This is a genomic window from Bradyrhizobium barranii subsp. barranii, from assembly GCF_017565645.3.
Taxonomy (GTDB): domain Bacteria; phylum Pseudomonadota; class Alphaproteobacteria; order Rhizobiales; family Xanthobacteraceae; genus Bradyrhizobium; species Bradyrhizobium barranii.
Genome location: NZ_CP086136.1, coordinates 5,019,172 through 5,042,411, shown reverse-complemented (window position 1 = coordinate 5,042,411; position 23,240 = coordinate 5,019,172). Strand labels below are relative to the sequence as shown.

The following is a 23,240-nucleotide window of genomic DNA, read 5'->3' as shown; positions in this document are numbered from 1 at the left end:
TCGGAAGCGAAAAATATCTGTGACCGGGCCGCAGGCCCTACCCGACTCATGGCCAGCTACGTCCGCGACTGGAGAGGACCATGGGCAGACCACGAAAAGAACGGCTCATCAACTACGCGCCGCGCGGGATGCGGGCGCCAACAGCGGCCCGCTATCTTGATATGTCGGAGAGTTCGTTCCTGCGGCTCGTCAGTGAAGGCCGCTTTCCATCGGGGATCAAGATCGACGGCATGGTGGTCTGGGATCGCTACGACCTCGACATCGCGTTCGAGAACATCAAGACACGGAAGCGAAACACCTTCGCCGTGGCGTTGGGGCTTGAACCCGACGACGGCCCGTTGCCGAGCGTCGTTGAGCTGCAGGAACAGGCGAAGCGGCAAAGGCAGGCGCAGCGCGACCGCGACGAAGCGGCCCGCGAATTAAAGCGGGAAATCAAGCGGCATCGCGAGGAGCGCAGAAAGCCCGTCGGTAAAAAGAGGGGCGCGCCAGGAACAGTCAAATAGGCCACGGGGCGAAGGCAAAGGCGGGGAAAACCCGCCACTTAGCTCGACCACTTTGAGGGGAGCTGCTAGCTTTTACGCAACTGGGGGAAGTGGAAATGGACTTGAGTTTTTGGCTGGGGATTTTGTGTGCGGCGGTGGTCGGCATACCCTTCTCGATAGCAGCCAATCTATGGACTGACCCGGTTCGCGGGTATTTGGGCAACCGGCAAGTTGCGAAGTTGAACCAGACGCGGGACCGAGAGCTTCGGCGGTACTGGTACGTTCGACACATCATGGCAGGCAGCGGACAAGTCCTCGCCGATCTCCAATTTCGGCAATCGTATGCCATTCACGGCGCAGTGTTCGCCGGTCTCTACTACATGATGATGCTCTCCATTGGCTTCTTCGCCTACGTCGGCCAAAAGACCGAAGTGTTGCACAGCAGAACCGCAGCGGTGGTGTTCATCATCTGCACGATAGGGGCCGCAGCACTCGCTGCGACCAGCATGCTGCAAATGTTCAACGTGCTGCGCATTATGCGCCGCGTGCGGAATTTTACCGCTTACGAGCAATCCATAATCGAGAAGTGGGGCGAACCGGTCCCCGAGGATCAGTAGTCCGGCTTATTCCAGCGGTACGATGGCGAAGCCCTTGGTCTGGCCGACGCTGCGCAGCGCGCCGCGCGCCTCGTCATAGGCTCCGGCGAGCAGCGCGGCCTCATCTGCCGTGAGCTGCTTGCCGATCTTGGCGTTGCGGACGCCGTGCTTCCTGCGCAGCTCGTCTAGCAGCGCCTTGGCTTCTGCCCGCGTGCCCTTGAAAACAAAACTCAGCCTGAAGAACTCAGCCATGGTTGCGTCTCCGATAGTCGCGCATGTAGGCGGCGCGGTCCCGCTTCGGTTTTGTCATGCTGGCGGACGCCCTCCCGGCACCAGCACACTCAGCTGCCGGGCTGGCGTCCTGCCCGCGCGTCTCCAAGTCAGCGACCTGTCGGTCGAGCCGCTCCAACTCGCAACAGGCGTTCAGCACATCTGGCTGGCGGCTGAAGGTCCGTCGAAGCCTGGCAATCAGCAAGACAGTCTGGATGTCCATGGGCTGGTTACACTGGTTACGATTTGCTGGTTACAGCGTAACCATGTCGAAGGTGCGGCGGCCACCGGGGAAAGGCACCCGGTGCCGCCGCTGCGGGTGTTGTTCGTCCGACTGGGACACCGCCCGCTGGTCCCGTGGGGCCGAGGCCCCCTGCACACGCCCACGGCGTGACTGCGAATTCTGGAGGTGGCGGTGACATGGAGGGGGGTGTTGAAATAAGCATGCTTGCTAGGGAACTTTTCCTCCCTCGGGTGACGCGGTTGCCAGGATCGCTGCTGCCATTGCGCGAACTTTTCCCGATTTGACTTAGCGCAAAGCGAACCTCCGCGCTGGGAGTAGCGTTATCAACGTACCGAGCGACATCGAGTTAGGTTGTTACGGTCACGAGCACCCGCCTGCTAGGTAGGCCCCTCGCTGCTCAGCGCCCCTTTAGATGTTCGTTTGGGCTCGGATCGGTAAGCTCTGATGTCGGTCGATGCGGACAATCTTGAATCACTTGTGCGCTACGCTTTGCTGACGACGCGGGCCACAGCCGCTTGTCCGTTCCACCCGGATGTAATTGTTCGAGTCGGCGACTCTAACGCCGAGACTCACGCATATAATCGGGCGAAAGCCATAAGCAGAACCGACGGTACGTGCTGGGATCATGACGACCTGATCGAGGAGATCGCATGCCAACTTGGGCGGGCAGCCGACGGCGCCTGCCCCCGATGCGAACCGGTCCGTAATTGAGGATCGGCGAAACTCGATGACCAATCGGTGATCTTCTTGAGTAGGCGCTAGACGGTTTTTTAGTTGAGGGTGATGTGGAGAGGCATGTCAATAAAAGCATGCTTCCCTGACCAGATTTTTCCTCCCCCGGTCCCCCTGGCAGAGGGGCACGGCCCCCTCCCTCTTGGGATCACTCACCTATTTCGATGCGTTCGCATGTGTCGTACCTGATGCGAGCTGGTCACGTCACCGGGACGCAACCACACTACGTCACAGCCCCGAGGCGGCTGCAACACTGAAACGTCCGTTTCACTGTGTCGGTTCGTCGGCAGTTCGGGTGTATTCCCCATCGATCACAGTGCCATGCGCCCCCGCCTTCTGGCTTGCGATGGCGTAGAGCTCGGCATCGGTGAGGGTTTCGACCTTCAGCCTGTGCCCATGCTCGACCGAGCGCACGTCGCGCCACTCCTCAGGGTCTGCGTTCTTCAGTGCGAACACGGCAGCGCTGGTCTCCGCGCCCTTGCGCGCCCGCAACAGCTTGCGCTCCAGGAACAGCACCCGAGCAGGCCGCGCGCGAGACACCGCGTCGGAGAAGTCGCTGTGCTCCCTGATCCACCTGTACACCGTGTCCCGGCTCACCCCGATCAGCCCGGCGAAGGCGGTGAGGCTGATGCCCTCGTTGTTCGTCGCATCGATCAGCATGTCACCGTATTCCGGTCGGTAGCCACTCGGCCTGCCGAAGGTCTGGTCGCCCCTGTAGTGGGCTGGGAGCGTGGTCTGCTTGAAGGGTGCCATGGTGTTCCGAAGGTCATCCTGCAGCACTGTTGCGACGATCAGGGCCGTCCGCCGCCCGGACCGCCACGAAGCGGCCCGCGAAACCGGGCACTTTCTGCGTAACGCCTACGCCGATATTCCAGCGGCCGTCGAGGCCATCCGTGCATACCTGCGGCAGTGCCCTGCATTAGCCTTTGAGGTGCTCAAATGATCTGCGACGCAAAGTGGCTCGGATCGGTTCGTCGAGATATCGCTTAACAAGAAAGCTAAAAGCGATTGCAACTAGCGTCATGGTTGGTACCGCTAGCGCTGCATGATTCTGCGCAACCCAACCTGCCGAAGTTCCGCCGAACAATAGCATGAGTAGAACGTAGTGGGTCATATAAAGCGGATATGAAAGATCTCCGATAAACTCGCTAAAACGGTTGATCGACGGACTCCCGATTGCATTAGCGCCCAGCCAAACAAGGAGCGGATATACGATTGTGACGATCAGGAAATCGTAGGGCTTCCAAAGGAAGGGCCAAAAGAAGGTCGCAAGCAGAATAAGTGGAAGGTAATATGCTGCCCGTGGCAACAGCGGTTGCCTGCCAATACGGTAAGCAACAACGCCCGCGATAAATGAAAAACCTACCCGTACAAAGCCAATCCAGAAGGTTCTGCGGTCGAAACCGCCGTTTAGGCTTCCGAAATCGTAGCACGTGTATGCCGTTGCAACCGCGGCGAAGGCGAGCATCGCTAGCAACCATCGAAGCGATAGTTGGCGCAGAAAAAGAGCAAACGTTAGGTTCGCCACATACTCGCAAAGCAATGACCAGGCGGGAGCGACTAAAGGAAAAATAGGAAAGCTGGGATCGCTGTGAAATAAGTGCGGCAATAGAAGTGCGCTGCAGGTGAGGAGAATAAAAAACTCCGTGACACTAAAATTGAATAATGCGGCAGCCACAGGCGCGTAGAATCGTCCGATTACAACCACAACGAAGCCCAACAAGGTGCCAATTACGACCAGCGGATGCAGTCGTATAAGACGCCGTTTAATAAGTTCTGTGGGTGACAATTCTACGCGAAAAGGGTCGTAGGCAAATGCCATTACATACCCTGACAAGCAAAAGAAAAAATCCACAGCGAGATAACCGCGAGGAATCCAGTTCTGAGGACCGAACTGAAAGGGTTCATAAAAATGTAAAAAGACGACGCAGATGGCAGCAATTCCCCGCATGCCGTCAAGAATGCTCAGTCGCGCGACCTCTTTGGCAGCCAGCGACCCGGGGTCTTCGGGAAAGGCGTTGGGGGGCGGTAAATTCGGGAGGTCGTAGCTGGATTTGAGCATCGCGTTTGACATGTAAGATTCTGCGATTCTATTAACGCATCTGTCGCATTTTCTTTGCATATAATTGCGTATACTAGCGTATACTTGCATATACCGTGTGCCGGTACACGGTCTGAGCACCGTCAACTGCTAGCCCGTCCTATTCGCGAGAGTGCGTTTTTTAGCTAGCGCTTGCCAGGCCAGGAAGCATCCTTTCCTCATTAACTTGACAGCATAGGAAGTTACTTCCTATAAGAAGGCTCCACCTGAGGAGCCCCATGAAGACCGCCGTCGCCTACATCCGCGTCTCGACCCAGAAACAGGGCCGCTCCGGTCTCGGCCTAGCCCGTCTTATTCGCGAGAGGGCGCCTGAGAGGCTGGCGAGCGTGGTGTAAAGCGCTGATGCGGCGTAGGATTCGGTTGCGAAGCCACCCCATCACCTTCAACCGCGAACGCCACGCCCGCCATGACCGATGATACGATTTCAGACCACTATCGAGAAGCAAGAATTCAACACAAATAAAACCTCTGCCTCGCGCTCGATCTCTTCATGCTTGATAGTCTCGTTTCGGAGGCTGATCACCTACCGCGTCTAATAGGCCGCTCGCGCCGGTTTCTTTGGACGCGGCACGACCGCGACTCCACGTTTCGGCACAGAAATGATCGGGAGTCACTCAATCTTTCTTCAACTTAACCCGTCTTATTCGTAAGAGTGCGCCTGAGGGGTAAAGCGCTGATGCGGCGTAGGATTCGGTTGCGAAGCCAACCCCATCACCTCCAACCGCGAACGCCACGCCCGCCATGACCGACGATACGATTCCGCCCTTCTCGTTTCCAGCCGTTCACGCCAAGAAAGTCACAGCTGCCTTCGATGGTGGGCGCCTAACCTCGAACGGGGGCGTGATGCTTCTGGCGATGGCCGAGCGGCGTCTCGGTTTGGCCAACAATCTGGCCCGGGTGTTCCCGGATCGGCGCGATCCGACGCGGGTCGTGCACAGCCTGGTCGATATGCTCCGCGCTCGCATGTTCGCGATCTGCTGCGGCTACGAGGACGCCGACGACCTCGATCATCTGAGGTCCGATCCGGCATTCAAACTGGCCTGCGGACGGCTGCCGGACACGGGCCGGGATTTGTGTTCCCAGCCGACGCTGTCGCGGCTGGAGAATGCTCCGCGCCTGCGCGACGTGATCCGGCTGACCTACATTTTGGTCGACGCATGGATGGATAGCTACCCCCACGAGCCGGCATCCGTCACGCTCGACATCGATGATACCTGCGACGTCGTCCACGGCCATCAGCAGCTCTCGCTGTTCAACGCTCATTATGACGAACGCTGCTTCCTGCCGATCCACGTCTACGACACGGAGAAGAGCCGGCCCGTGGCCGTCGTGCTGCGGCCCGGCAAGACGCCGGGCGGCGTCGAGGTGCGTGCCCATCTGCGCCGCCTGGTACGGCATATCCGGACGCGATGGCACAACACGCAAATTACGTTCCGTGGCGACGGGCACTATGCCCGGCCGGAGGCCATGGCGTGGTGCGAGACCAACGGCATCGACTACATCTTCGGTCTGTCCGGCACCAAGCCTCTCGCCAGAAAAGTCGACGAGGTCGCCGACGACATCCGCACGCGACGCGCCATCGAGAACCTGCCGGTTCTGCGTGGCTATACCGAGACGCGCCACAAGGCAAAGTCCTGGGATCGCGAACGGCGCACTGTCGCCCGTATTGAGGCGACGATGCTCGGCCTCGACATCCGCTTCGTCGTCACCAGCCTCGATGTCGGCTCGGCCGAGTGGATCTACGACAGCCTGTATTGCGCGCGCGGCCAAGCCGAGAATCTGATCAAGCTGCATAAGACGCAGCTCGCCTCCGATCGCACCAGCTGCCGTTCGGCGCTCGCCAACCAGGTCCGTCTCGTGCTCCATACGGCCGCTTATTGGCTGATGCTGACCGTGCGCGACGCCATTCCCAAAGCCCGGGAATTGGCCGCTGCCGAGTTCGCGACGCTGCGTCTTCGGCTCTTGAAAATCGCCGCCCGTGTCGTCGAGACCACGAGCCGCATTCGCCTTGCGTTTGCCGCGGCATGTCCCGAAGCCGACCTGATCTGCGGCTTGCCCGGCGCGCTGCTGCCGCTCGGTCCTTGACCGGCGGGGCGTCCGCCCCCGTTCGCCCAACCCATCCCTCAAGCGCGTTGCAAAGTACCGGTCGTCAGGCGGCGAAAAGCCGAAGGCAATCCTGTGCGCCTCGTCAGACAAGATGTGCGGCCGCATCAATCGGGCCCAAAAGCCGCACTCTCACGAATAGGACGGGCTAGAGGCCCAGCAAGCCGCCATCGCCGCGTTCGCCGCCGCCGAGGGTTACGAGGTCGTCGAGACCTTCGTCGAGATCGAGACCGGCAAGGGCAGCGATGCACTTGAGACCCGCCCGCAGCTCGCCGCCGCCGTCGCCCGTGCCACCAAGGCGAAGGGCACCGTGATCGTCGCCAAGCTGGACCGCCTCACCCGCGACGTTCACTTCGGCTCCGGCCTGATGGCGCGCAAGATCGCCTTCAAGGTCGCCGAGATGCCGCACGCCGACAATTTCCAGCTCCACCTGTTTCTGGCGCTGGCCGAGCAGGAGCGCGAGATGATCTCGACCCGCACCAAGGCCGCCCTCGCCGCCTGCAAGGCGCGCGGCGTCAAGCTGGGCGCGCCCAAGGCTGGCCTGAACAAGGCTGCTGCCGCCGCCGCGTTCGCCGAGAGCCTGCGCGAGATCGTCGAGCCAGTCATGTGCCAGTCGTCGCGCCAGATCGCGGCGCACCTCAATGCGCGCGGCATCACCACGGCCGAAGGGTCGTCGTGGCAGTCCGCGCAAGTCATCCGCCTGATCGGCCGCCTGCAGCCGAAAGAGCAGCTCGATGTCGCCGCGTAAGATCCCCCTCAACGGCCCCATGACCGGCGCAGAGCTGGACGCCGCGCTCCTCAAGATTTTCGGCGAGAACCGGCAGTCTGCATTCGCGCGTGCCATCGCGTCCACGCCGCGCACGGTGCGCTCGTGGATCGCCGAGACCTACGGCCTCGTGCCCACGCACATCGCCATTCTCGTGCGCCTGATGCTGCAGGCGAAGGTGACACCCGAACAACTCCCCGAGATCGAGCGTTAATCCAATCAAGGCTATAGGCATGACCGACGACACCAAGAAGAAAATTCCCCTCGCAACCGTCTCCTCGCGCGGCCTGCGCGCTGGCTTCGGTCACGCTCGCCCCGGCGATCCGAGTGCTACCCAGACGCAAGAGCAGATCGCGGAGCATTATCGGAACGCCAATGAGGGCGACGTTGCGGTGATCCGCGAAACCTACGCGACGCGCCTATGGTTCATCGTCACCAAGATCACTGGCACAAACCCCAAGGCCGGGCGCGTCTATCTGGAGCATGCGCCCAGTTCCGGCTACGGCGGTCGCGCTTTCTACATGAAGAGTGGCCGGAACTGCTTCGCGCCTAAGGGACAGTCGAGCCTTGTGCTGCCGACGCAACAAGTGCTGGAACATGCGGAGAAATTCCCCGCAGATCGGCTCGGCGAGAACATCGAGATCGTCATCGCGTGGCAGGGCGGTGACGATCAAGCTTAGCTCTCGCCTGTGCGCCCGCCCTTAGAAACGTCAAAACCCCGGAGGGCGGCTCCGGGGTTTTTCGGCTCACCCATCACGCCGAAGCGCAGTGCGTGAGCTAGCGAAACTGTCGCCCAATTCGCCCCTCAACGCAAGGCGTCGAAGAACACGCCGAGCCGGTGCCCGGCGTCGCTCAGCAGCTCTGCCGCCTTCTCCCGCGCCCGGTACGGCGAGCGCATCCCGAGGCTCGCGCCGGTCTCCTGCAGCCCCCTCCAGGAAGCACGCGACCTGATCGGCCACGAACGAGGGACGGAAGCCGATTGCCTGCTTCGCGGCGTAGTACGTGCGTTTGTGATCGAGCTGCGCCTCCGTCCGCGCCAGACCGCTCATGGCAGCCGGGTCGAAGCTGTAGATGCGATTGAGATCGACGCTGTTGAGCGGCCCCTGCAGGCCCGCCGCAGCCCAGTGCAGCGCGTAGCGGCGCAACGCCTGATATTCGGGCGCCGACAGAATCCGGCGCACCAGCGCCTTCCCCAGCGGGTCGTCCAGCATGGTGATGCGGCGGGATGATCGCGAGCGGCCGACGAGCTGGAAAAATTCGCCCGCCTTGGCGAGACGTTCCTGGGTGGGCCCGGCGTCGTCGAGTGGCAGCCGCATCGGCAACCTCGATGTGAGTGAGGTGGAGCGCTATGCGCCACGATCTCCACACCGGCAAGCCCTTCGCCGCCAGCTCCAGAGAAGGTGGTAGTTGTTTAAGTTTTGTATTGGAAGCAATTGCTTCGTTGCGTGCTTCGCGTTTGCTTCGCGTTTGCTTCAGCTGTCGTGAATGATCTCAATAGTTTGACTCGCGCGAGTGATGCGAACCGCGCTTCGCGTGCGGGCGCGAAGGTGATGCCGAACTCGCATCATGCTTTATCCAGAGATTTTTAGTTGTCCACAAGTCGGGAGCGTGCGCGGCGGCTCATGCCGCTCGACCGGCCACCGGCCTGACCGGAGAGCGCGCGCAGGACCGCGAGGCGCTCCTGCTTCATCATGTCCCGATCCGCGCGCGGGTTGCGCCAGTGCGCGTCAAAGAATTTTGCGAGCACCGGCTTGGTGCGCCGCCACTGCTGCGTGTCGAGCCGCGCGATCATCCGCATCGCGGCGTCGTCCTCGTGCGGCAACTCTCCGTGGACGGCGTAGTGCATCAGCAAGTGCAAGTAGGCGCCACTCTGCATCGCCGACAGCTTCTGCGTGTCGCGCAGATACGGGCCGATCTCGATGTTGAGATAGCGCCGCTTCACGTTCAGTCCCCCGGCTGGTTATCGACGATACGGACCCAGCTGTAGCGTCCGACCTTCGTCTTCTTGCGCGAGGTGTCGGTCTTGATGGTCAGGTGCTTGGCGTAGAGACCATCGACGAGCGCCTGCGGATTGCTGTCGCACTGCATCAGCTCGACATCGTGGTCGCTGCCGATCTCGCGCACCCAGATGCTGTAACGCCTCTTCACCGTCATTCTCCTGGCGCGCGATACTTCATCGCCAGCAGGAACGGGTTGAGGCCGTAGCTCAGCCACCAGCCCAGCTCGTCGCCATAGGCGTGGCTCTCGCGGTGGTGGCGCGAGCACAGCGGCAGCGCCCATTTATCGTGGCTCTTTTCCTGCATGCCCGTGTACCGCTTCCCGTCGTTGATCGAACCGACGCGCAGATGCGCCGCTTCGGTCGATGTGTCGTCGCCACAGATGCAGCACGGCTGCGTGCGGATGTAGGCGAGGTACGCCTCGTCACGCTGCCGTGGGTCGCGCATCAATTGATCGTCGCACCGGACTCGTCGTCATCGTCGTCGGCCATGTCGAGGAGCACGCGGCGCACCTCCGGGGAGTCGAGGTCCAGCGGCTTCGCGCCCATCGCATCGAGCGCCTCGCTGGGGCCGGCGTACTTGCCGGTGCGGACGCCATCGAGATGCTGACGCAATTGCGCGAGCATCTCCGTCATGGTCTCCTTCATCTCCGGGTGCTCAGCCATCGCGGCCTTCACCTGCTCCGACAGCGCCACCGTGAAATCTTCGCCTGCCGGAATCTCGTCGAGCCGCGCCTCGATGTGCTTCACCATGTCGTCCCGCGTCGTGGTGATCGCTTTCAGCGTCGCCTCCTTAGTGTTGCCCGAGGAGATCGCGCCGTAGACGATGACGGCGAGCAGCGCCTCGAACCCTTCGATGAAGGTCGCGCCGTGCTTGCCCGGCGCATCCAACACGGCGTTCTCCAGCATACGTTGCTTATCCATTTTCCTTGTTCCTCCACGCCTGATAGGCGCAATCGAGCTGGTGCCACTTCTGCCGTTCTTCCGTCCGGCCCGGCTTGCCGAGATCGCTGCGGCTCGCGACGCCGCAGTGATGGCGCACGCAGTCGGCGGCGTGCCCCTCGTCGGCGACATCCGCGTAGTGCAGCTCCTCGCGCAGGAACGCCCAGAACGTCGGCTCCTTGCAGCGCATGCCCGCCTGCTTCGCGGGGCCGAGGTCGCGCCACTTGTCGCGCTCCATGCTGGCGTGATCGACCGGCGTCTCGTCGTCGTTGACCTCGACGAGCACGCAGGCGAACCGCGTGCCCATCGTTGCCTGCGTGATGCGGCTGTCCATGTCGATGGCGGCGATGGTCAGGCGCAGCTGCCAGTCACCGGACTGACGCTGCGTCAGCCCGTCCTTCTTGACCTCCAGCGAGATCGTGTTGCGGCGTGCGAGGTCGGAGAGGTCCATCACTTCAAGACCCTTGCGCATTCGGCAATCGAGCGCTCGATGCGGTCGGCGAGCGCGAGCAGCTTCTTGATGCTGGGCTCCAGCTCGCGGACCAGGGCGAGCGCCTCCTTGGCTTCGGCGAGCTGCTTGCGGATGTCCTCGTTGCCGACCTCGTCGCCGAAGTTTTCGTCGCGGATCACCTTGACCCACTGCAACGGCACGCCGAGATCGGCCGCCACCCGCACGTCGGTCCAGCTTGCGGAGTAGCCGACCTTGTCGTTGACATAGACCTCGTTCAGCTTCTCGAAGATGATGCGCCGCTCCTCGCGCGACATCGCGCGCGGCGGCAGCACATCGACCGGCTTGGTATTGTTGGCAACGACCTGCAGCGGCAGCTCCTTCGTCATGGGCTCGATCCTCTCCCTCAAGACTTCCTGCTTCGTGGTGGTGCGGTAGGCGTTGCACTTCGGACAGCGGTGCTCGCGGCGCTTGCGGCCGATGAACCAGCCGCGTGGCAAGAGCCTGCGGCGCACGAACTGGATTTCGTTGGCGTCCTGATCGCGCTGCGAGGACGCTGGCAGCGCGTGGGTGTTGTAGGGGAGCCGCTCCTCCGCGCCGCAGGGGCAGCGCACGATGATGCCCCGCGACAGCCTGTTGTCGTCGCCGAACATCATCGGCGCATGCTGGAACGCCTGCATGTCATGCTTCACGGGCGGCGCCTCCGAACTGTTCGGCCTTCGCCAACACCAGCGCCTTGAGCATTTCGACCTCGTCGTCGCTCAGTTCGTAGCGGCGGCGCGCCGCCTTCTGCCCTTCGCTGTTCCACCACTCGCCCAGCTTCTCGCGGCTGGTGAACTCGTTGGCGATGGTAGCCTTGAGGTGCTCGATGAACTCGGCGCGCTTGGCGCCCAGCGCCTGGCGGCGGCGCAGCTCGCTCTCGTCAACGACGTTGCTCTGGTCCTTGTCGTAGAGCGCGAGGCCGAACGGATTGCCGAACGTCATGAGCGCGCGCTTCATCGCGTCGGTCTCGGCTTCCTTGATCGCGCTCTCGTGGGCGAGGCCACGGTCACGGTCGATGCCGTGCCCCGAGCCGAGCCCCTCGCGCACGATGTCGCCGACCGTGACGCGGACCTTGCAGATGTAGGTCACGCCGAAGCCGGGCAGCTTGTTCTCGCCGATCTCGCGCTCGTAGTCCGTGATGCAGGTGGCGAAGATGGTTTCGCGCTGCCAGCCATCGAAGCCGAAGATGCGGTTGGCTTCGGCGATGACGTGCCAGCCCTCGACGTAGCTGAAGGTGCGCCCGCCCTGCTTGCGCTCCTTCACCTGCGCGCGGTTCAGCGGCGCTGCGAGCCGCTCCAGTTGCGTATTCGAGAAAGCCATCGGCGTTGCTCCGTTCAGGCCCGGCGGTGCAGATTGGTGCGGCGGCCATGCGACTTGACCCCGGTCATGGGCACCTTGGTCGCCAGCTCGACGAGCTGGCCGCGCTTCTTGGCGGCGTTCCAGCACGCGCCCCATGCGTGCGGCGTGGCCGGTCGGACGCCGGGCCAGTGGGCGCGGATGTCCTCGCATGTCCCGATCCAACCGCGCGGCAGGTGATCGATGAAACGCGCAAACTGCGCCTTGAACTCCGGGTTATGATCGCGCGTGAGCGACATTCCCGCGTCGCGCAGCGCCCGCGACTTCTTGAGGTCGTAGTCGTCATCCTTGCTCATCACTTCACCGTCACGACAACAGAGGGCGGGGAGTTCGAGAGCGCGAGGCCGGGCAGCTCGCGCCCGGCCTTCAGCGCGTCCTTGATCTTGGTGCGGTCGGGCTTGCGCTCGATCTTGACGAGGTCGTCGGGCAACGCGTCGGGGATCACCTCGCCGACGATCTGCTGCGGGTTGTTGCGCAGGAAGATCGTGCCTTCCGCCAGCTCCAGCTTGCGCAGGTTGGCGGCATCCAAGATCGCCGCCATCAGATCGCGCGTGAACTCGACGCGCCGCTCGAACCGCTGGGCGCGCGCCTTGAGGTCGTCCTGGCGCGCCTTGGTCGCCTCCTTCATCGCCTTCGCGTCTTCACCTTCGCGGATCAGATGGGTGAGCACGTCGCTGATCTGGGTCTCGCCGTCGAGCATGTCGGCGCGCAGCACCTCGTCTTCGGCGATCTCGGGATACTGCCCGATCAGCCGCTCGATCTCGATGCGGAGCATGTCGGCTTCACGTTCATTCATCGCTTGATCACTCCGTCCCATTCGGCGCGGTCGAGGACGCTCAACAGGTTGTCGCGGGCGTCCTGCAGGATCAGGAACACGGCGCGGGCCTGCGCCTTGGTCATCTCGTTCTTGAGGATCAGCGCGTCGCTCTGCATGCGCAGGACGCGCTGCTCCGTTTCGATGGTCAGCGAGCTATGGACCAGCTCCAGTGTCATGGGGCTTCTCCCTGTACGCATCGAGCGCGCGGGAGACCTGACGCAGCGAGTACGTCAGGGCGTCCTTGGTCAGCACCAGCTGGCCTTCAGCCCACGCCTCGAAATCGGGTTGCAGATGCATCGCGTTGACGGCACGCAGGATCGCGTCGGCGTGCCACCTGATCTCGTCGAGGCGTGGACCGATCCGCTGGTCCCACTGATCGAGGCTGATGCCCATGCGCGTCACTCCAGACCGCGCATGCCCCAGAGACGCGGGTCCGCAGTCGCACGACGGCGCCGCAGCGCGCGGCTCATCACGACATACGTGGTCGCAGGGAACGCCCCTGCGCGACCCGGCCAGTTCTTCGCGGTGTTGATGCTCGTGTCCGTCAGGGCCGCCACCTTCGACAAACCGCCGAGGTGATCGACCACTGCCTTCGCGGTCGCCAGTCTGCGCATGATCGACTTCCGTTCGCAAGCGTGATTGCCATCGAACTCAGTACGACTTGGCGACGGCGGCGGAATTGCGGCGGGATTTAAAGGACGGTCGAGCTATAAATTCGTACTCATTGCGCAGGCGCATTAAGTGCGATACAACTTCGCGCAGGTTGCATTACCTATGTGTATACCAGTTATAGGTATCTTTCTGCACACACGCGCTGGGGCGAGATTGCATGAAGAAGATCAAGGGTTTCGAGAAGGACGCCGACGCGTACAAGGCGCGGCTGAGACTGTTGCGAGAGGTCGTTGCAGCGGGGAGCCAGCAAGTCTTTGCCGACAAGATCGGCATCGACATGAAGCGCTGGAACAATTACGAGCGCGGCTACCCGATCCCGCGCGAAATCGCCTTCCTTCTCAGGGAGAAGCTGAAGGAACCGCTCGCCGAATGGCTGTGGTGGGGACTGGACAAACACTTATCCCCGCAATTCAGAGCCAGCCTAAAAACCGCCGAGCAGCGTGCAACGGCGCGCGCCAAGGCGGAAGCTGAACTGGCGGCAGCGAAAAAGCAGGTCGAGCTGCTGAAGAAGAAGGTTCGGGCCTAGATCGAACGCAGTTGCGTTTCGTACTGAGTACGAGATACGCTCCCCGCTCTCAACAAGAGAGCAAGGGGAGTTTCGTCCATGGACGCATACGCTCGCCAATCCGACACACACAGAAATGAACGCGACCGCATCGCCGCCCTGCGCGACGAGATCGAGCGGTCGGCCACGCGCATCTATCCGGCGCATCCGCCTGCACCGCAGCAGCCCATGGTGCAGCCACCCACCTACGGCGCGCCGCAGCGCGACGCTATCAATTCGCTGGTCGATAAGGTCGTCGGCGATGTCTGCGACCGCATCGTCGAATTGAAGAAGCAGCTCGACGCCCTGCAGCAGCAAATCTTGGTCGGCGGTGCCGCCACCAAGGTCACGCTCAACGAGCAGATCGACGCCTGCATGCGTGTCAACGACGAGACCACGCGCATCGGCGATGCGGTCGGGGAGATTGCCGACCGGCTGCTGAGGCTGTGACCATGGCGCAGCACGATCCCTTCATGGGCGTCGGCGATGTCGAAGCGCCGACCCCGGCACCAGCCCCGAAGAAGCCCGAGCGCCTGCTGAGCCTCGACGAGCGCAAGGCGCTTAACTGGTTCAAGGCGAACACCCCCGCCAGCTCCAACGCGAAGGGGTTGCCCAAGAGCGAACACCGCGCCGTCCTGATGGCGCGGTGCCTGATCGAGATCAGCCCGGAGCGCAAGCGCTACGACCCCATCAGCTACTCGATCACCGGCAAGGGGATCGAGGAGACCAACCAGCGCCCGGCAGGCGCGCCTGAACCCGTCTACAAGCGTTAGGAGGGCCGCCCGTGAGCAACCGCGACCAGAGCACCGAGACCACCACCAACGAAAACGAACGCACCGACGAGTCTGCCTCCGAGGTGCGGCCCATGCTCAACGCCGAGCAGGTTCTGGCGATCATCCCAATCAGCCGCACGACCTTGTTCCGGCTGGAGCGAGACAAGGTCTTTCCGCAGGGAGAGCCGATCACGCCGCACCGCAAGCTCTGGTTCAAGGATGAGGTGGTCGCTTGGCAGCGGGATTTGCGCGACCCGAAGTCCGCGCTGTCACAAGCGATGAAGGCTCGCGCAGGAGGCCGAAAGCCCGGCCGCCCGCCGCGTTCGCTGAAGGCGGTCTAGCTTTTCCCGGTTTTGGCGGTTAGCCGGTGCTGTCCTCATTAGGACGCCCGCTGCGACGAAGCAGGACACTTGATTTCGGGCGGCTGCTGATTTTAATTTATGCTGCCGGGGCTGGCATTTCATCACGAACAATTATTGCAACCGGCAGGGGCCGCCATAGCGCGGCCCCTATCATTTGGATAGAATGAGCAGCTAGCCGAGCGCGCCACTCACCGCGTGCTCAGGCTCCCAGAGGCTCCAGTCTTGCCAGCCCCGGACTGGAGCCTTTTGTTTGGGCCGCCAACTGGGGCGGCCTTAGCGCCTGCTGATTGGCTCAAATCTATCGAGCCTGGTTGCGCCTTCCCAAAGCTCTACCGCGCGCCCGTCTACAAGCAGCTTGGCTCGTTGCCGAGCTTCCGCCTCGTCCTCCACCACAATATCAACTCGGAGCGTTATGTGCCCCGCGCCATCGATTAAATATGCGCGAAATTCTCGCATGTTCCCCTCATTCCGAAGAAGGAACGAATTTAGAAATGATCTAAAATCACGTCACTATCAAAATTTGCTTACCGCACATTCAAATTTCGCACTGAGGTCGAAACCAGGCCAGCGCCGTTAGCCCGTCTTATTCGCGAGAGGGCGCCTGAGAGGCTGGCGAGCGTGGTGTAAAGCGCTGATGCGGCGTAGGATTCGGTTGCGAAGCCACCCCATCACCTTCAACCGCGAACGCCACGCCCGCCATGACCGATGATACGATTTCAGACCACTATCGAGAAGCAAGAATTCAACACAAATAAAACCTCTGCCTCGCGCTCGATCTCTTCATGCTTGATAGTCTCGTTTCGGAGGCTGATCACCTACCGCGTCTAATAGGCCGCTCGCGCCGGTTTCTTTGGACGCGGCACGACCGCGACTCCACGTTTCGGCACAGAAATGATCGGGAGTCACTCAATCTTTCTTCAACTTAACCCGTCTTATTCGTAAGAGTGCGCCTGAGGGGTAAAGCGCTGATGCGGCGTAGGATTCGGTTGCGAAGCCAACCCCATCACCTCCAACCGCGAACGCCACGCCCGCCATGACCGACGATACGATTCCGCCCTTCTCGTTTCCAGCCGTTCACGCCAAGAAAGTCACAGCTGCCTTCGATGGTGGGCGCCTAACCTCGAACGGGGGCGTGATGCTTCTGGCGATGGCCGAGCGGCGTCTCGGTTTGGCCAACAATCTGGCCCGGGTGTTCCCGGATCGGCGCGATCCGACGCGGGTCGTGCACAGCCTGGTCGATATGCTCCGCGCTCGCATGTTCGCGATCTGCTGCGGCTACGAGGACGCCGACGACCTCGATCATCTGAGGTCCGATCCGGCATTCAAACTGGCCTGCGGACGGCTGCCGGACACGGGCCGGGATTTGTGTTCCCAGCCGACGCTGTCGCGGCTGGAGAATGCTCCGCGCCTGCGCGACGTGATCCGGCTGACCTACATTTTGGTCGACGCATGGATGGATAGCTACCCCCACGAGCCGGCATCCGTCACGCTCGACATCGATGATACCTGCGACGTCGTCCACGGCCATCAGCAGCTCTCGCTGTTCAACGCTCATTATGACGAACGCTGCTTCCTGCCGATCCACGTCTACGACACGGAGAAGAGCCGGCCCGTGGCCGTCGTGCTGCGGCCCGGCAAGACGCCGGGCGGCGTCGAGGTGCGTGCCCATCTGCGCCGCCTGGTACGGCATATCCGGACGCGATGGCACAACACGCAAATTACGTTCCGTGGCGACGGGCACTATGCCCGGCCGGAGGCCATGGCGTGGTGCGAGACCAACGGCATCGACTACATCTTCGGTCTGTCCGGCACCAAGCCTCTCGCCAGAAAAGTCGACGAGGTCGCCGACGACATCCGCACGCGACGCGCCATCGAGAACCTGCCGGTTCTGCGTGGCTATACCGAGACGCGCCACAAGGCAAAGTCCTGGGATCGCGAACGGCGCACTGTCGCCCGTATTGAGGCGACGATGCTCGGCCTCGACATCCGCTTCGTCGTCACCAGCCTCGATGTCGGCTCGGCCGAGTGGATCTACGACAGCCTGTATTGCGCGCGCGGCCAAGCCGAGAATCTGATCAAGCTGCATAAGACGCAGCTCGCCTCCGATCGCACCAGCTGCCGTTCGGCGCTCGCCAACCAGGTCCGTCTCGTGCTCCATACGGCCGCTTATTGGCTGATGCTGACCGTGCGCGACGCCATTCCCAAAGCCCGGGAATTGGCCGCTGCCGAGTTCGCGACGCTGCGTCTTCGGCTCTTGAAAATCGCCGCCCGTGTCGTCGAGACCACGAGCCGCATTCGCCTTGCGTTTGCCGCGGCATGTCCCGAAGCCGACCTGATCTGCGGCTTGCCCGGCGCGCTGCTGCCGCTCGGTCCTTGACCGGCGGGGCGTCCGCCCCCGTTCGCCCAACCCATCCCTCAAGCGCGTTGCAAAGTACCGGTCGTCAGGCGGCGAAAAGCCGAAGGCAATCCTGTGCGCCTCGTCAGACAAGATGTGCGGCCGCATCAATCGGGCCCAAAAGCCGCACTCTCACGAATAGGACGGGTTAGTCCGATACGAAAAGCGGTTTAGCTTTCCTCTACGTTTTTGGGATCGCGTTAGCCCACGGTTAGCCCGAAACAATGTAACGTGAAAAATATACAATAATATCAACTAGTTACGACGATTGACTAAGTTGGGAGCCAAAACTTAGGCATAATCGCGGCCGGCAAGCCCCCCTTGAGGTATCCAATGACCGATCCTTTCGACCTAGAGCGCTTTATCAGGGCACAGGACCCGGTTTTTCGCGACGTCCAGGGGGAGCTGGCCCGGGGCCGGAAACAGACTCACTGGATGTGGTTCGTCTTCCCGCAGATCGCCGGCCTCGGCTTCAGCACCATGTCGCAGCGCTACGCCATCGGCTCGCGCGCGGAGGCCAGAGCCTACCTCGCCCACCCCGTGCTCGGTTCGCGACTCGTTGAATGCACCACACTCGTGCTTGCCGTCGAGGGACGAACCATCAACGCGATCCTCGGCGCGCCCGATGACGCCAAATTCCGCTCGTCGATGACGTTGTTCGGCGCGGTCTCCGACGAACTCGTCTTCGACCAGGCGCTCGCCCGATATTTCGCAGGCGAGCGCGACGGCGCGACGCTGGAGATGCTCGCCAGGCTCGATCGGCCGGCGCGCTAGCGCGACCTACGCCTAGACGAATGGACGCATGCAGACCGAGCATGGCGGCCGGCAGCGTAAACTCCGGATTAACACCGGATGCCTATCGTTTGCGCAGAATAATTTTCTTCCCCGCGCCAATTGCCGGACAGATCATGAAAATCGGTACGCTGCTGACCACCGCCATCGTCTCGCTCTCGACAGTCGGCGGCGGCCTCGCCGTCTACGTCGCCGTGACGAAGTACCAGACGATGGACAGGATCGCCGAAGCGCAGGGACGCCTCGCGATCGTCCGCGCCGCCAGCGACATCCCGCGCTACCTCAACCCCGAGCGCGGCTTCGCCACCAACATCCTCTACGGGCCAGCGACGGTCGATCCGGCGCAGCTGACCGAGCACGACAAGCTGCGCAAGCAGACCGACGGCGCCCGCGACAGGATGAACGCGCTGCGCAAGGAGCTGCCCGGCCCGTTCGACGACGGCGCCACCATCGGCAGCAACATCGACGCGATCAATTCGAAATTCACCGCGCTCCGCGAGGCCATCGACAAGGCGATCGCAGGACCTGCGGATGCCCGCAAGGACGCCGCCAAAAAGGTCGTCGCCGACAATGCCGTGCTCAATGCCGGCGTCACCGCCCTGCTCAACGAGCAGGTCCGCCGCATGGCGATCCTGAACGGCGACGCCTACCGCCAGTCCAACTACGCCAACATCGCCATGACGCTGCGCGACGTCGGCGGCCTCAATTCCAGCGTGCACAAGAACCTCGTCGGCGCGAAGAAAGTGGCCAACGACGCCGAGAAGGCCGACATGGCCCGCATGCAGGGCCGCAACGACCAGATCGTGATGTCGCTGATGGAATTGCGTGGCAATGCGGCAACTCCGGCCAACGTCGCCGCAGCGCTGGAGACGATGAACTCGAACTATGTCGAGGAATTCGGCCGCGAGATGAAGCTCGTCAAGGACGGCGCCGTCAGCGGCAAGTACGAGCACGATGTCGAAACCTTTTACGTGGCGTCCCAGAAGGGCCTCGGGTCCATCATCGGCGTCCGCGACGCCTTCTACGACAACGCCGAACAGATCCTCGCCGGCGCTTCCTCCGCCGCGCGCACCAGCTTCACCATTGCGCTGGCCGGCCTCCTCGCCGTGCTGATCGCCAGCGCCGGCCTGATCGTGATGGTCCGCCGCCGCGTCTGCGCTCCGATCGTCAGCCTGACGACGCGGATGTCGCGCCTTGCCGACGGCGACGTTGCGGACGAGATCCCCGGCGCCGAGCGTTCCGACGAGATCGGTGCGATGGCCTCCGCCGTCCAGGTGTTCAAGGACAACATGATCCGGGCCGACCGGCTCGCAGCCGAGAAGCAGGCCGAGAACGACGGCAAGATGCGCCGTGCCCAGGCGCTCGACGGGCTCACCCGCGCATTCGAAGCCAAGGTCACCGAGCTCGTCGGCGGCCTCTCCCGCGCCTCCTCCACCATGGAAAGCACGGCACAGTCGATGACCTCGACGGCGGCCCAGGTCAATGAATGGCACTTCGACGAAGCGACACATCAGCCAGGCCGCCGGCGTCGTGATCAGCAACGCTGCCAGGAACAGGACCGCTGCGCGGATGACCGGATCCAGCTCGACCGGCAGCAGACGAGTCGCGATCGCAAGCCCGATCATGTGCAGCAGATAGAAGCTGTACGATATTCGTCCAAAGAACCGGGCGATATCGAGATCCAGCGGCCGCAGTGCGACGAGCCTGCCGGGGCTGAAGGCGGCAAGCCAAATCAGAACGTAAGCGGAGCGTTTCTCCCATTTGATTGACTGGTTTCGCTTCGGCTTTCGCTCTGCGATCCTTGGCTTGTCAGAGAGCCGAGAGGAGACTGAAGGCGATGGAACAATCGGGGGAGGAAGCCGAAGCTGATGGCTTTGTGGGGAAGCTTACGCGCCGGACGCGTTCTGGAGGCCGGTTATGGTCTGCGGAGATCAAGGGGCGCGCTGTTTTCGAGAGCATGAAGCCCGACGCCCGGGTATGTGATGTCGCACGGCGTTATGGTGTGAAGGCCCAGCAGTTGACGACGTGGCGCAGATTGGCGCGTGCTGGCCGGCTCGCATTGGTCACGGACGACGCGGCGGATTTCGTGTCGATCGAGCTGAGCGATCCAGTGGCGTCAGGCAAGAGCGAGGGGCCCGTCGAGATTACGATTGGCAAGGTTTCGGTCCGCCTGGATGCGGACGTGTCGGCGGTGCGGATCGCGGAGATCGTGACTGCGATCGAGCGCGGCGCATGATCATTCCGGCGCAGGGACTGCGGATTGTGCTTGCTGTGCGTCCTGTTGACTTCCGGTGCGGGCACGACGCGCTGGCCGGTCTTGTGCAAAACACGCTTGGGCTCGATCCGCATTCGGGCCTGATCGTGGTTTTTCGTTCGAAGCGCGCCGACCGGCTGAAGATTTTGCTATGGGACGGCACGGGCCTCGTTTTGGTCTACAAGCGCCTTGGCCGCGATGGTCGTTTCGAGTGGCCGCAGATCAGCGACGGCGTCATGCATCTGACGCGCGTGCAGTTCGAAGCGCTGTTCGATCACCCATGTTGATGCCCCTCCTTGTTAGGCTGACAGATTCTTAGATCAAGTTGCGCGATGACGTGGTTTCGAAGGTCTCCGATGGCGTGAAGAACGGATGGTGTATTCGGGAAGAGATAGGCGCCGCTGGGCTGGCGATCAATTAGCAAACGCTTGGTTCGGATCTGAACATAGAGCCAGTTTACTGGAATCTCGAGCCTTCGGGCCAGTTCGGGCGGGCTGAGGTATGAGTCGTCATGCTCCCATCGGCTGCGCTGGGCAGTTACCTTGATGGCGGCGGCACGACGGAGCCGCCCAACGGTGATAGGCAGCACCTTATCGGCGCAACGGGGAGAGCGGTGACCTTCCCGAGTAAGGATTGTGGCGATCTTGTCGTCTGGGACGCCGTCGCGAGCGAGCGTCAGAAGGCGTTCCCGCATCTCTGTGCCTCGCGTCAATCTGGTGACGGAGTTGACGCTCATCTTCACTTCGAGCTCCGTCACGGCGCCTCCCCGCCAGACGATCCTAGCCAGGGCCAAGTCGCGCTCACCGCGGTCGAGAACGACCTTTTCGATGAGACATCGCAACAACGCCTTGCGATGCGCATCCGAGATAGTCTCGTCACCCCATATCTGCGGGAGGCGGCCGGTGAGGCTGATGACCTTGTCGTTGAGCTCCTTGCTTATGGCCACTTGTGTGATGGCTTTGGGCGGCGTCTGTCGGGCAAGCGCCTCTTCGGCGGCGCGCACGTCGTTTAGCGCCGCTTCCCATCGACGCTCGAGTTCCGAGGCGACCAACCGATTATCTGGATCAGCTCGGTTGAACTGCCGTTCGGCGAGCGCCGCCGTGTATCGCTTGCGCTCGAGCTCTCGTTCTGCACTGGAGCGTAGCGCATTGTTCGTCTGCTGCTGCACCCGGCGGGAGCGCGACAAGGCATCGAGTTCGGCCGGCGCTAGTGCGGTTAGGAATGCGTCGCCAACGGCTGCATCGATATGGGCGGCGCGGATGTGTTGGCAGGTTGGCTGACCTTCCTGGGTACGCAGGTGATTGCATACATATTCGCCGCCGCCCTTGTAGCGGACGTACATCTTATGGCCACATCGTGCGCACCAGGCAATGCCGTGGAGCAGGAGCTCGCCATTGCGAGGCGCGCCGCGGGTTTTGATGCGCATGTATTCGGCTCGGTTATCTCTGATGACGGATCGGATTTTTTCATAAATTGGCCAGTCGATATAGGCTGGATATCGATCTTTAACGACGATCCGCCACTCCTCCATCGGCCGCGGAGCCTTTTGTGGCAGGGCCCCCTCCCGCTTCGGCGGCCGGAAGCGGGTTCGTCCATAGACAAAGGCGCCCGCGTATGCGGGGTTCTTCAAGATCGCCGCGACGGCAGCCAGCGTCGCGCGCGTCCAGCACAAATCGCCATATCGATCACGACGCGGCAGTTCCAGGTCACGCTCGTTCAACGCTCGCATGACCTTGGCAACGCTGCGCAGCTGCAGGAATAACTGGAAGACGAGACCGAGCCGCCCTTGCACGGCCATGTCGGGATCCTTAACGACCACACCGCTCGGGTCCCGCATCAGCCCGATTGGCAGCATAACCGCAAGTTCGCCGCGTTCGGCTTTGGCCAGCAGGCCGGCGGTCAGCCGGCTGCGGATCGTATGTAGCTCAAGCTCGGAGATCGAACCCTTCAGCCCGAGAAGCAACCGTCCGTTGGGAGTGCCCGGATCATAGACACCATCGCGGTCGGCGATCAGGCAGCCACGTAGACCACAGATATCCAGGAGCGGATACCAGTCGGTACAATTACGCGCCAAGCGGGTCACGTCGATCGACAGGATGAGTCCCACTTCACTCAGGCCAACACGGCCAACGAGTTCCTTGAAGCCGTTACGCTGTGCTATAGACGCGCCGCTCAACCCGAGATCGGCATCAATCACGTCGATGGCCGCCTCACGCCATCCGAGTTCGCGGGCGCGCTGGCGAAGCGCGTATTGAAGGCGCAGGCTCTCCTGATTGCTTACGACCTGATGGGGCGTCGACTGCCGGATGTAGACTACGGCTTTGCGCGCCAAGTGGCTTGGTGTGACCAGCTCGGACTTCATGAGGGATCTCCGCCAAAATTGCGGCGACGTCTTCGACGATCTGGCGTCGGAGCGCGGGCGTCAGCGTCGACCAAAGATCGGCTGGATCCATGCTCATGTGCGTCGGGACAATCCGCTGTCGATAAAAGCTCGAGTAGAGCCTCCATACTCAGCTTAATCTGATTTGCCTCTTGCTCATAATATTCGATTGC

Annotated in this window: 31 protein-coding genes and 1 pseudogene; 15 read left to right on the top strand and 17 right to left on the bottom strand. The window is 62.2% G+C overall.

Features of this window, described 5'->3' with window-relative positions; translation table 11 throughout:
• Positions 1-80: 80 nt before the first annotated feature.
• Together J4G43_RS23975 and J4G43_RS23970 are read left to right on the top strand one after the other, a co-directional pair.
• The gene (locus tag J4G43_RS23975) at positions 81-503 is read left to right on the top strand and encodes a helix-turn-helix transcriptional regulator (RefSeq protein ID WP_157790361.1); all 423 of its coding nucleotides are present in this window, start codon (positions 81-83) and stop codon (positions 501-503) included.
• Between the two features lie 101 nt (positions 504-604).
• Positions 605-1,099 (top strand): hypothetical protein, encoded by a 495-nt coding sequence (locus tag J4G43_RS23970; protein WP_157790362.1) that lies wholly within the window; start codon positions 605-607, stop codon positions 1,097-1,099.
• A 6-nt stretch (positions 1,100-1,105) separates the two neighbouring features.
• Here the strand turns inward: J4G43_RS23970 and J4G43_RS23965 are convergent, their stop codons facing one another.
• The 3 genes from J4G43_RS23965 to J4G43_RS23955 all read right to left on the bottom strand — a co-directional run bounded on the left by J4G43_RS23965 (position 1,106) and on the right by J4G43_RS23955 (position 4,398).
• On the bottom strand, positions 1,106-1,330 hold the full coding sequence (locus J4G43_RS23965; protein ID WP_038945789.1) for a hypothetical protein: 225 nt from the start codon (positions 1,328-1,330) through the stop codon (positions 1,106-1,108).
• Between the two features lie 1,261 nt (positions 1,331-2,591).
• A complete protein-coding gene (locus tag J4G43_RS23960; protein ID WP_166352935.1) occupies positions 2,592-3,077 on the bottom strand; it encodes a hypothetical protein in 486 nt (161 codons plus the stop codon).
• 166 nt (positions 3,078-3,243) lie between these two features.
• Complete coding sequence (locus tag J4G43_RS23955; protein ID WP_225005054.1) at positions 3,244-4,398, bottom strand: acyltransferase family protein; 1,155 nt, start codon at positions 4,396-4,398, stop codon at positions 3,244-3,246.
• 768 nt (positions 4,399-5,166) lie between these two features.
• Between J4G43_RS23955 and J4G43_RS23950 the strand changes: the two genes are divergently transcribed.
• From J4G43_RS23950 to J4G43_RS23935, 4 genes are all read left to right on the top strand, one after another.
• Complete coding sequence (locus J4G43_RS23950) at positions 5,167-6,510, top strand: IS1380-like element ISBdi2 family transposase (RefSeq protein ID WP_208084195.1); 1,344 nt, start codon at positions 5,167-5,169, stop codon at positions 6,508-6,510.
• A gap of 187 nt (positions 6,511-6,697) precedes the next feature.
• The gene (locus J4G43_RS23945) at positions 6,698-7,276 is read left to right on the top strand and encodes a recombinase family protein (protein ID WP_208089399.1); all 579 of its coding nucleotides are present in this window, start codon (positions 6,698-6,700) and stop codon (positions 7,274-7,276) included.
• On the top strand, positions 7,263-7,508 hold the full coding sequence (locus tag J4G43_RS23940; RefSeq protein WP_038945774.1) for a helix-turn-helix domain-containing protein: 246 nt from the start codon (positions 7,263-7,265) through the stop codon (positions 7,506-7,508). Before J4G43_RS23945 ends, J4G43_RS23940 begins: the two co-directional genes overlap by 14 nt.
• A gap of 19 nt (positions 7,509-7,527) precedes the next feature.
• Positions 7,528-7,974, top strand: a complete 447-nt coding sequence (locus J4G43_RS23935) for a hypothetical protein (protein WP_208086517.1) — start codon at positions 7,528-7,530, stop codon at positions 7,972-7,974.
• Positions 7,975-8,040: 66 nt separating this feature from the next.
• Here J4G43_RS23935 and J4G43_RS23930 read toward each other — a convergent pair whose 3' ends face one another.
• The 13 genes from J4G43_RS23930 to J4G43_RS23870 form a co-directional block, all read right to left on the bottom strand.
• Positions 8,041-8,610: a hypothetical protein gene (locus J4G43_RS23930; RefSeq protein ID WP_208086516.1), complete on the bottom strand. Its 570-nt coding sequence runs from the start codon at positions 8,608-8,610 to the stop codon at positions 8,041-8,043.
• Between the two features lie 269 nt (positions 8,611-8,879).
• Positions 8,880-9,236: a DUF1376 domain-containing protein gene (locus tag J4G43_RS23925; protein ID WP_038945771.1), complete on the bottom strand. Its 357-nt coding sequence runs from the start codon at positions 9,234-9,236 to the stop codon at positions 8,880-8,882.
• A gap of 2 nt (positions 9,237-9,238) precedes the next feature.
• Complete coding sequence (locus J4G43_RS23920) at positions 9,239-9,442, bottom strand: hypothetical protein (RefSeq protein ID WP_157790335.1); 204 nt, start codon at positions 9,440-9,442, stop codon at positions 9,239-9,241.
• 2 nt (positions 9,443-9,444) lie between these two features.
• On the bottom strand, positions 9,445-9,738 hold the full coding sequence (locus J4G43_RS23915; protein WP_049810395.1) for a DUF968 domain-containing protein: 294 nt from the start codon (positions 9,736-9,738) through the stop codon (positions 9,445-9,447).
• Positions 9,738-10,214 (bottom strand): hypothetical protein, encoded by a 477-nt coding sequence (locus J4G43_RS23910; RefSeq protein ID WP_038953749.1) that lies wholly within the window; start codon positions 10,212-10,214, stop codon positions 9,738-9,740. The genes J4G43_RS23915 and J4G43_RS23910 overlap by 1 nt, the downstream gene beginning before the upstream one ends.
• On the bottom strand, positions 10,207-10,704 hold the full coding sequence (locus J4G43_RS23905; protein ID WP_208086515.1) for a hypothetical protein: 498 nt from the start codon (positions 10,702-10,704) through the stop codon (positions 10,207-10,209). Before J4G43_RS23905 ends, J4G43_RS23910 begins: the two co-directional genes overlap by 8 nt.
• Positions 10,683-11,372: a hypothetical protein gene (locus J4G43_RS23900; protein ID WP_157790337.1), complete on the bottom strand. Its 690-nt coding sequence runs from the start codon at positions 11,370-11,372 to the stop codon at positions 10,683-10,685. Before J4G43_RS23900 ends, J4G43_RS23905 begins: the two co-directional genes overlap by 22 nt.
• Positions 11,362-12,042 (bottom strand): RAD52 family DNA repair protein, encoded by a 681-nt coding sequence (locus J4G43_RS23895; RefSeq protein WP_049810397.1) that lies wholly within the window; start codon positions 12,040-12,042, stop codon positions 11,362-11,364. Before J4G43_RS23895 ends, J4G43_RS23900 begins: the two co-directional genes overlap by 11 nt.
• Positions 12,043-12,056: 14 nt before the next feature.
• Positions 12,057-12,374, bottom strand: coding sequence for a hypothetical protein (locus J4G43_RS23890; protein WP_038946050.1), 318 nt, complete (start codon positions 12,372-12,374; stop codon positions 12,057-12,059).
• Complete coding sequence (locus tag J4G43_RS23885; protein ID WP_208086514.1) at positions 12,374-12,874, bottom strand: siphovirus Gp157 family protein; 501 nt, start codon at positions 12,872-12,874, stop codon at positions 12,374-12,376. The genes J4G43_RS23890 and J4G43_RS23885 overlap by 1 nt, the downstream gene beginning before the upstream one ends.
• Positions 12,871-13,071, bottom strand: a complete 201-nt coding sequence (locus J4G43_RS23880) for a hypothetical protein (RefSeq protein ID WP_208086513.1) — start codon at positions 13,069-13,071, stop codon at positions 12,871-12,873. The genes J4G43_RS23885 and J4G43_RS23880 overlap by 4 nt, the downstream gene beginning before the upstream one ends.
• Complete coding sequence (locus J4G43_RS23875; protein ID WP_038953755.1) at positions 13,049-13,288, bottom strand: hypothetical protein; 240 nt, start codon at positions 13,286-13,288, stop codon at positions 13,049-13,051. Before J4G43_RS23875 ends, J4G43_RS23880 begins: the two co-directional genes overlap by 23 nt.
• A gap of 5 nt (positions 13,289-13,293) precedes the next feature.
• A complete protein-coding gene (locus J4G43_RS23870; protein WP_038946045.1) occupies positions 13,294-13,509 on the bottom strand; it encodes a hypothetical protein in 216 nt (71 codons plus the stop codon).
• 215 nt (positions 13,510-13,724) lie between these two features.
• Here J4G43_RS23870 and J4G43_RS23865 point away from each other — a divergent pair, with 215 nt between their 5' ends.
• The 9 genes and pseudogenes from J4G43_RS23865 (at position 13,725) to tnpB (ending at position 20,974) form a co-directional block, all read left to right on the top strand.
• A complete protein-coding gene (locus tag J4G43_RS23865) occupies positions 13,725-14,093 on the top strand; it encodes a hypothetical protein (RefSeq protein WP_028152705.1) in 369 nt (122 codons plus the stop codon).
• Between the two features lie 78 nt (positions 14,094-14,171).
• A complete protein-coding gene (locus J4G43_RS23860) occupies positions 14,172-14,561 on the top strand; it encodes a hypothetical protein (RefSeq protein ID WP_028152706.1) in 390 nt (129 codons plus the stop codon).
• A gap of 2 nt (positions 14,562-14,563) precedes the next feature.
• A complete protein-coding gene (locus J4G43_RS23855; RefSeq protein ID WP_028182186.1) occupies positions 14,564-14,884 on the top strand; it encodes a hypothetical protein in 321 nt (106 codons plus the stop codon).
• Positions 14,885-14,895: 11 nt separating this feature from the next.
• A complete protein-coding gene (locus tag J4G43_RS23850) occupies positions 14,896-15,225 on the top strand; it encodes a helix-turn-helix transcriptional regulator (RefSeq protein ID WP_166352907.1) in 330 nt (109 codons plus the stop codon).
• Positions 15,226-16,279: 1,054 nt separating this feature from the next.
• Positions 16,280-17,623 (top strand): IS1380-like element ISBdi2 family transposase, encoded by a 1,344-nt coding sequence (locus tag J4G43_RS23845; RefSeq protein ID WP_208084195.1) that lies wholly within the window; start codon positions 16,280-16,282, stop codon positions 17,621-17,623.
• 351 nt (positions 17,624-17,974) lie between these two features.
• Positions 17,975-18,415: a DUF1810 domain-containing protein gene (locus J4G43_RS23840; protein ID WP_208086512.1), complete on the top strand. Its 441-nt coding sequence runs from the start codon at positions 17,975-17,977 to the stop codon at positions 18,413-18,415.
• A gap of 134 nt (positions 18,416-18,549) precedes the next feature.
• Positions 18,550-19,917 (top strand): annotated as a pseudogene (locus tag J4G43_RS23835) (HAMP domain-containing protein); the annotation flags it as partial.
• 353 nt (positions 19,918-20,270) lie between these two features.
• A complete protein-coding gene (locus J4G43_RS23830; protein WP_026192391.1) occupies positions 20,271-20,669 on the top strand; it encodes a transposase in 399 nt (132 codons plus the stop codon).
• Complete coding sequence (gene tnpB, locus J4G43_RS23825) at positions 20,666-20,974, top strand: IS66 family insertion sequence element accessory protein TnpB (RefSeq protein WP_060907863.1); 309 nt, start codon at positions 20,666-20,668, stop codon at positions 20,972-20,974. The genes J4G43_RS23830 and tnpB overlap by 4 nt, the downstream gene beginning before the upstream one ends.
• On the opposite strand, the gene J4G43_RS23820 is transcribed toward tnpB, so the two are convergent.
• Positions 20,962-23,049, bottom strand: a complete 2,088-nt coding sequence (locus tag J4G43_RS23820) for a recombinase family protein (RefSeq protein WP_049810452.1) — start codon at positions 23,047-23,049, stop codon at positions 20,962-20,964. The two genes, tnpB and J4G43_RS23820, sit on opposite strands and share 13 nt — an antisense overlap.
• Positions 23,050-23,240 lie beyond the last annotated feature (191 nt).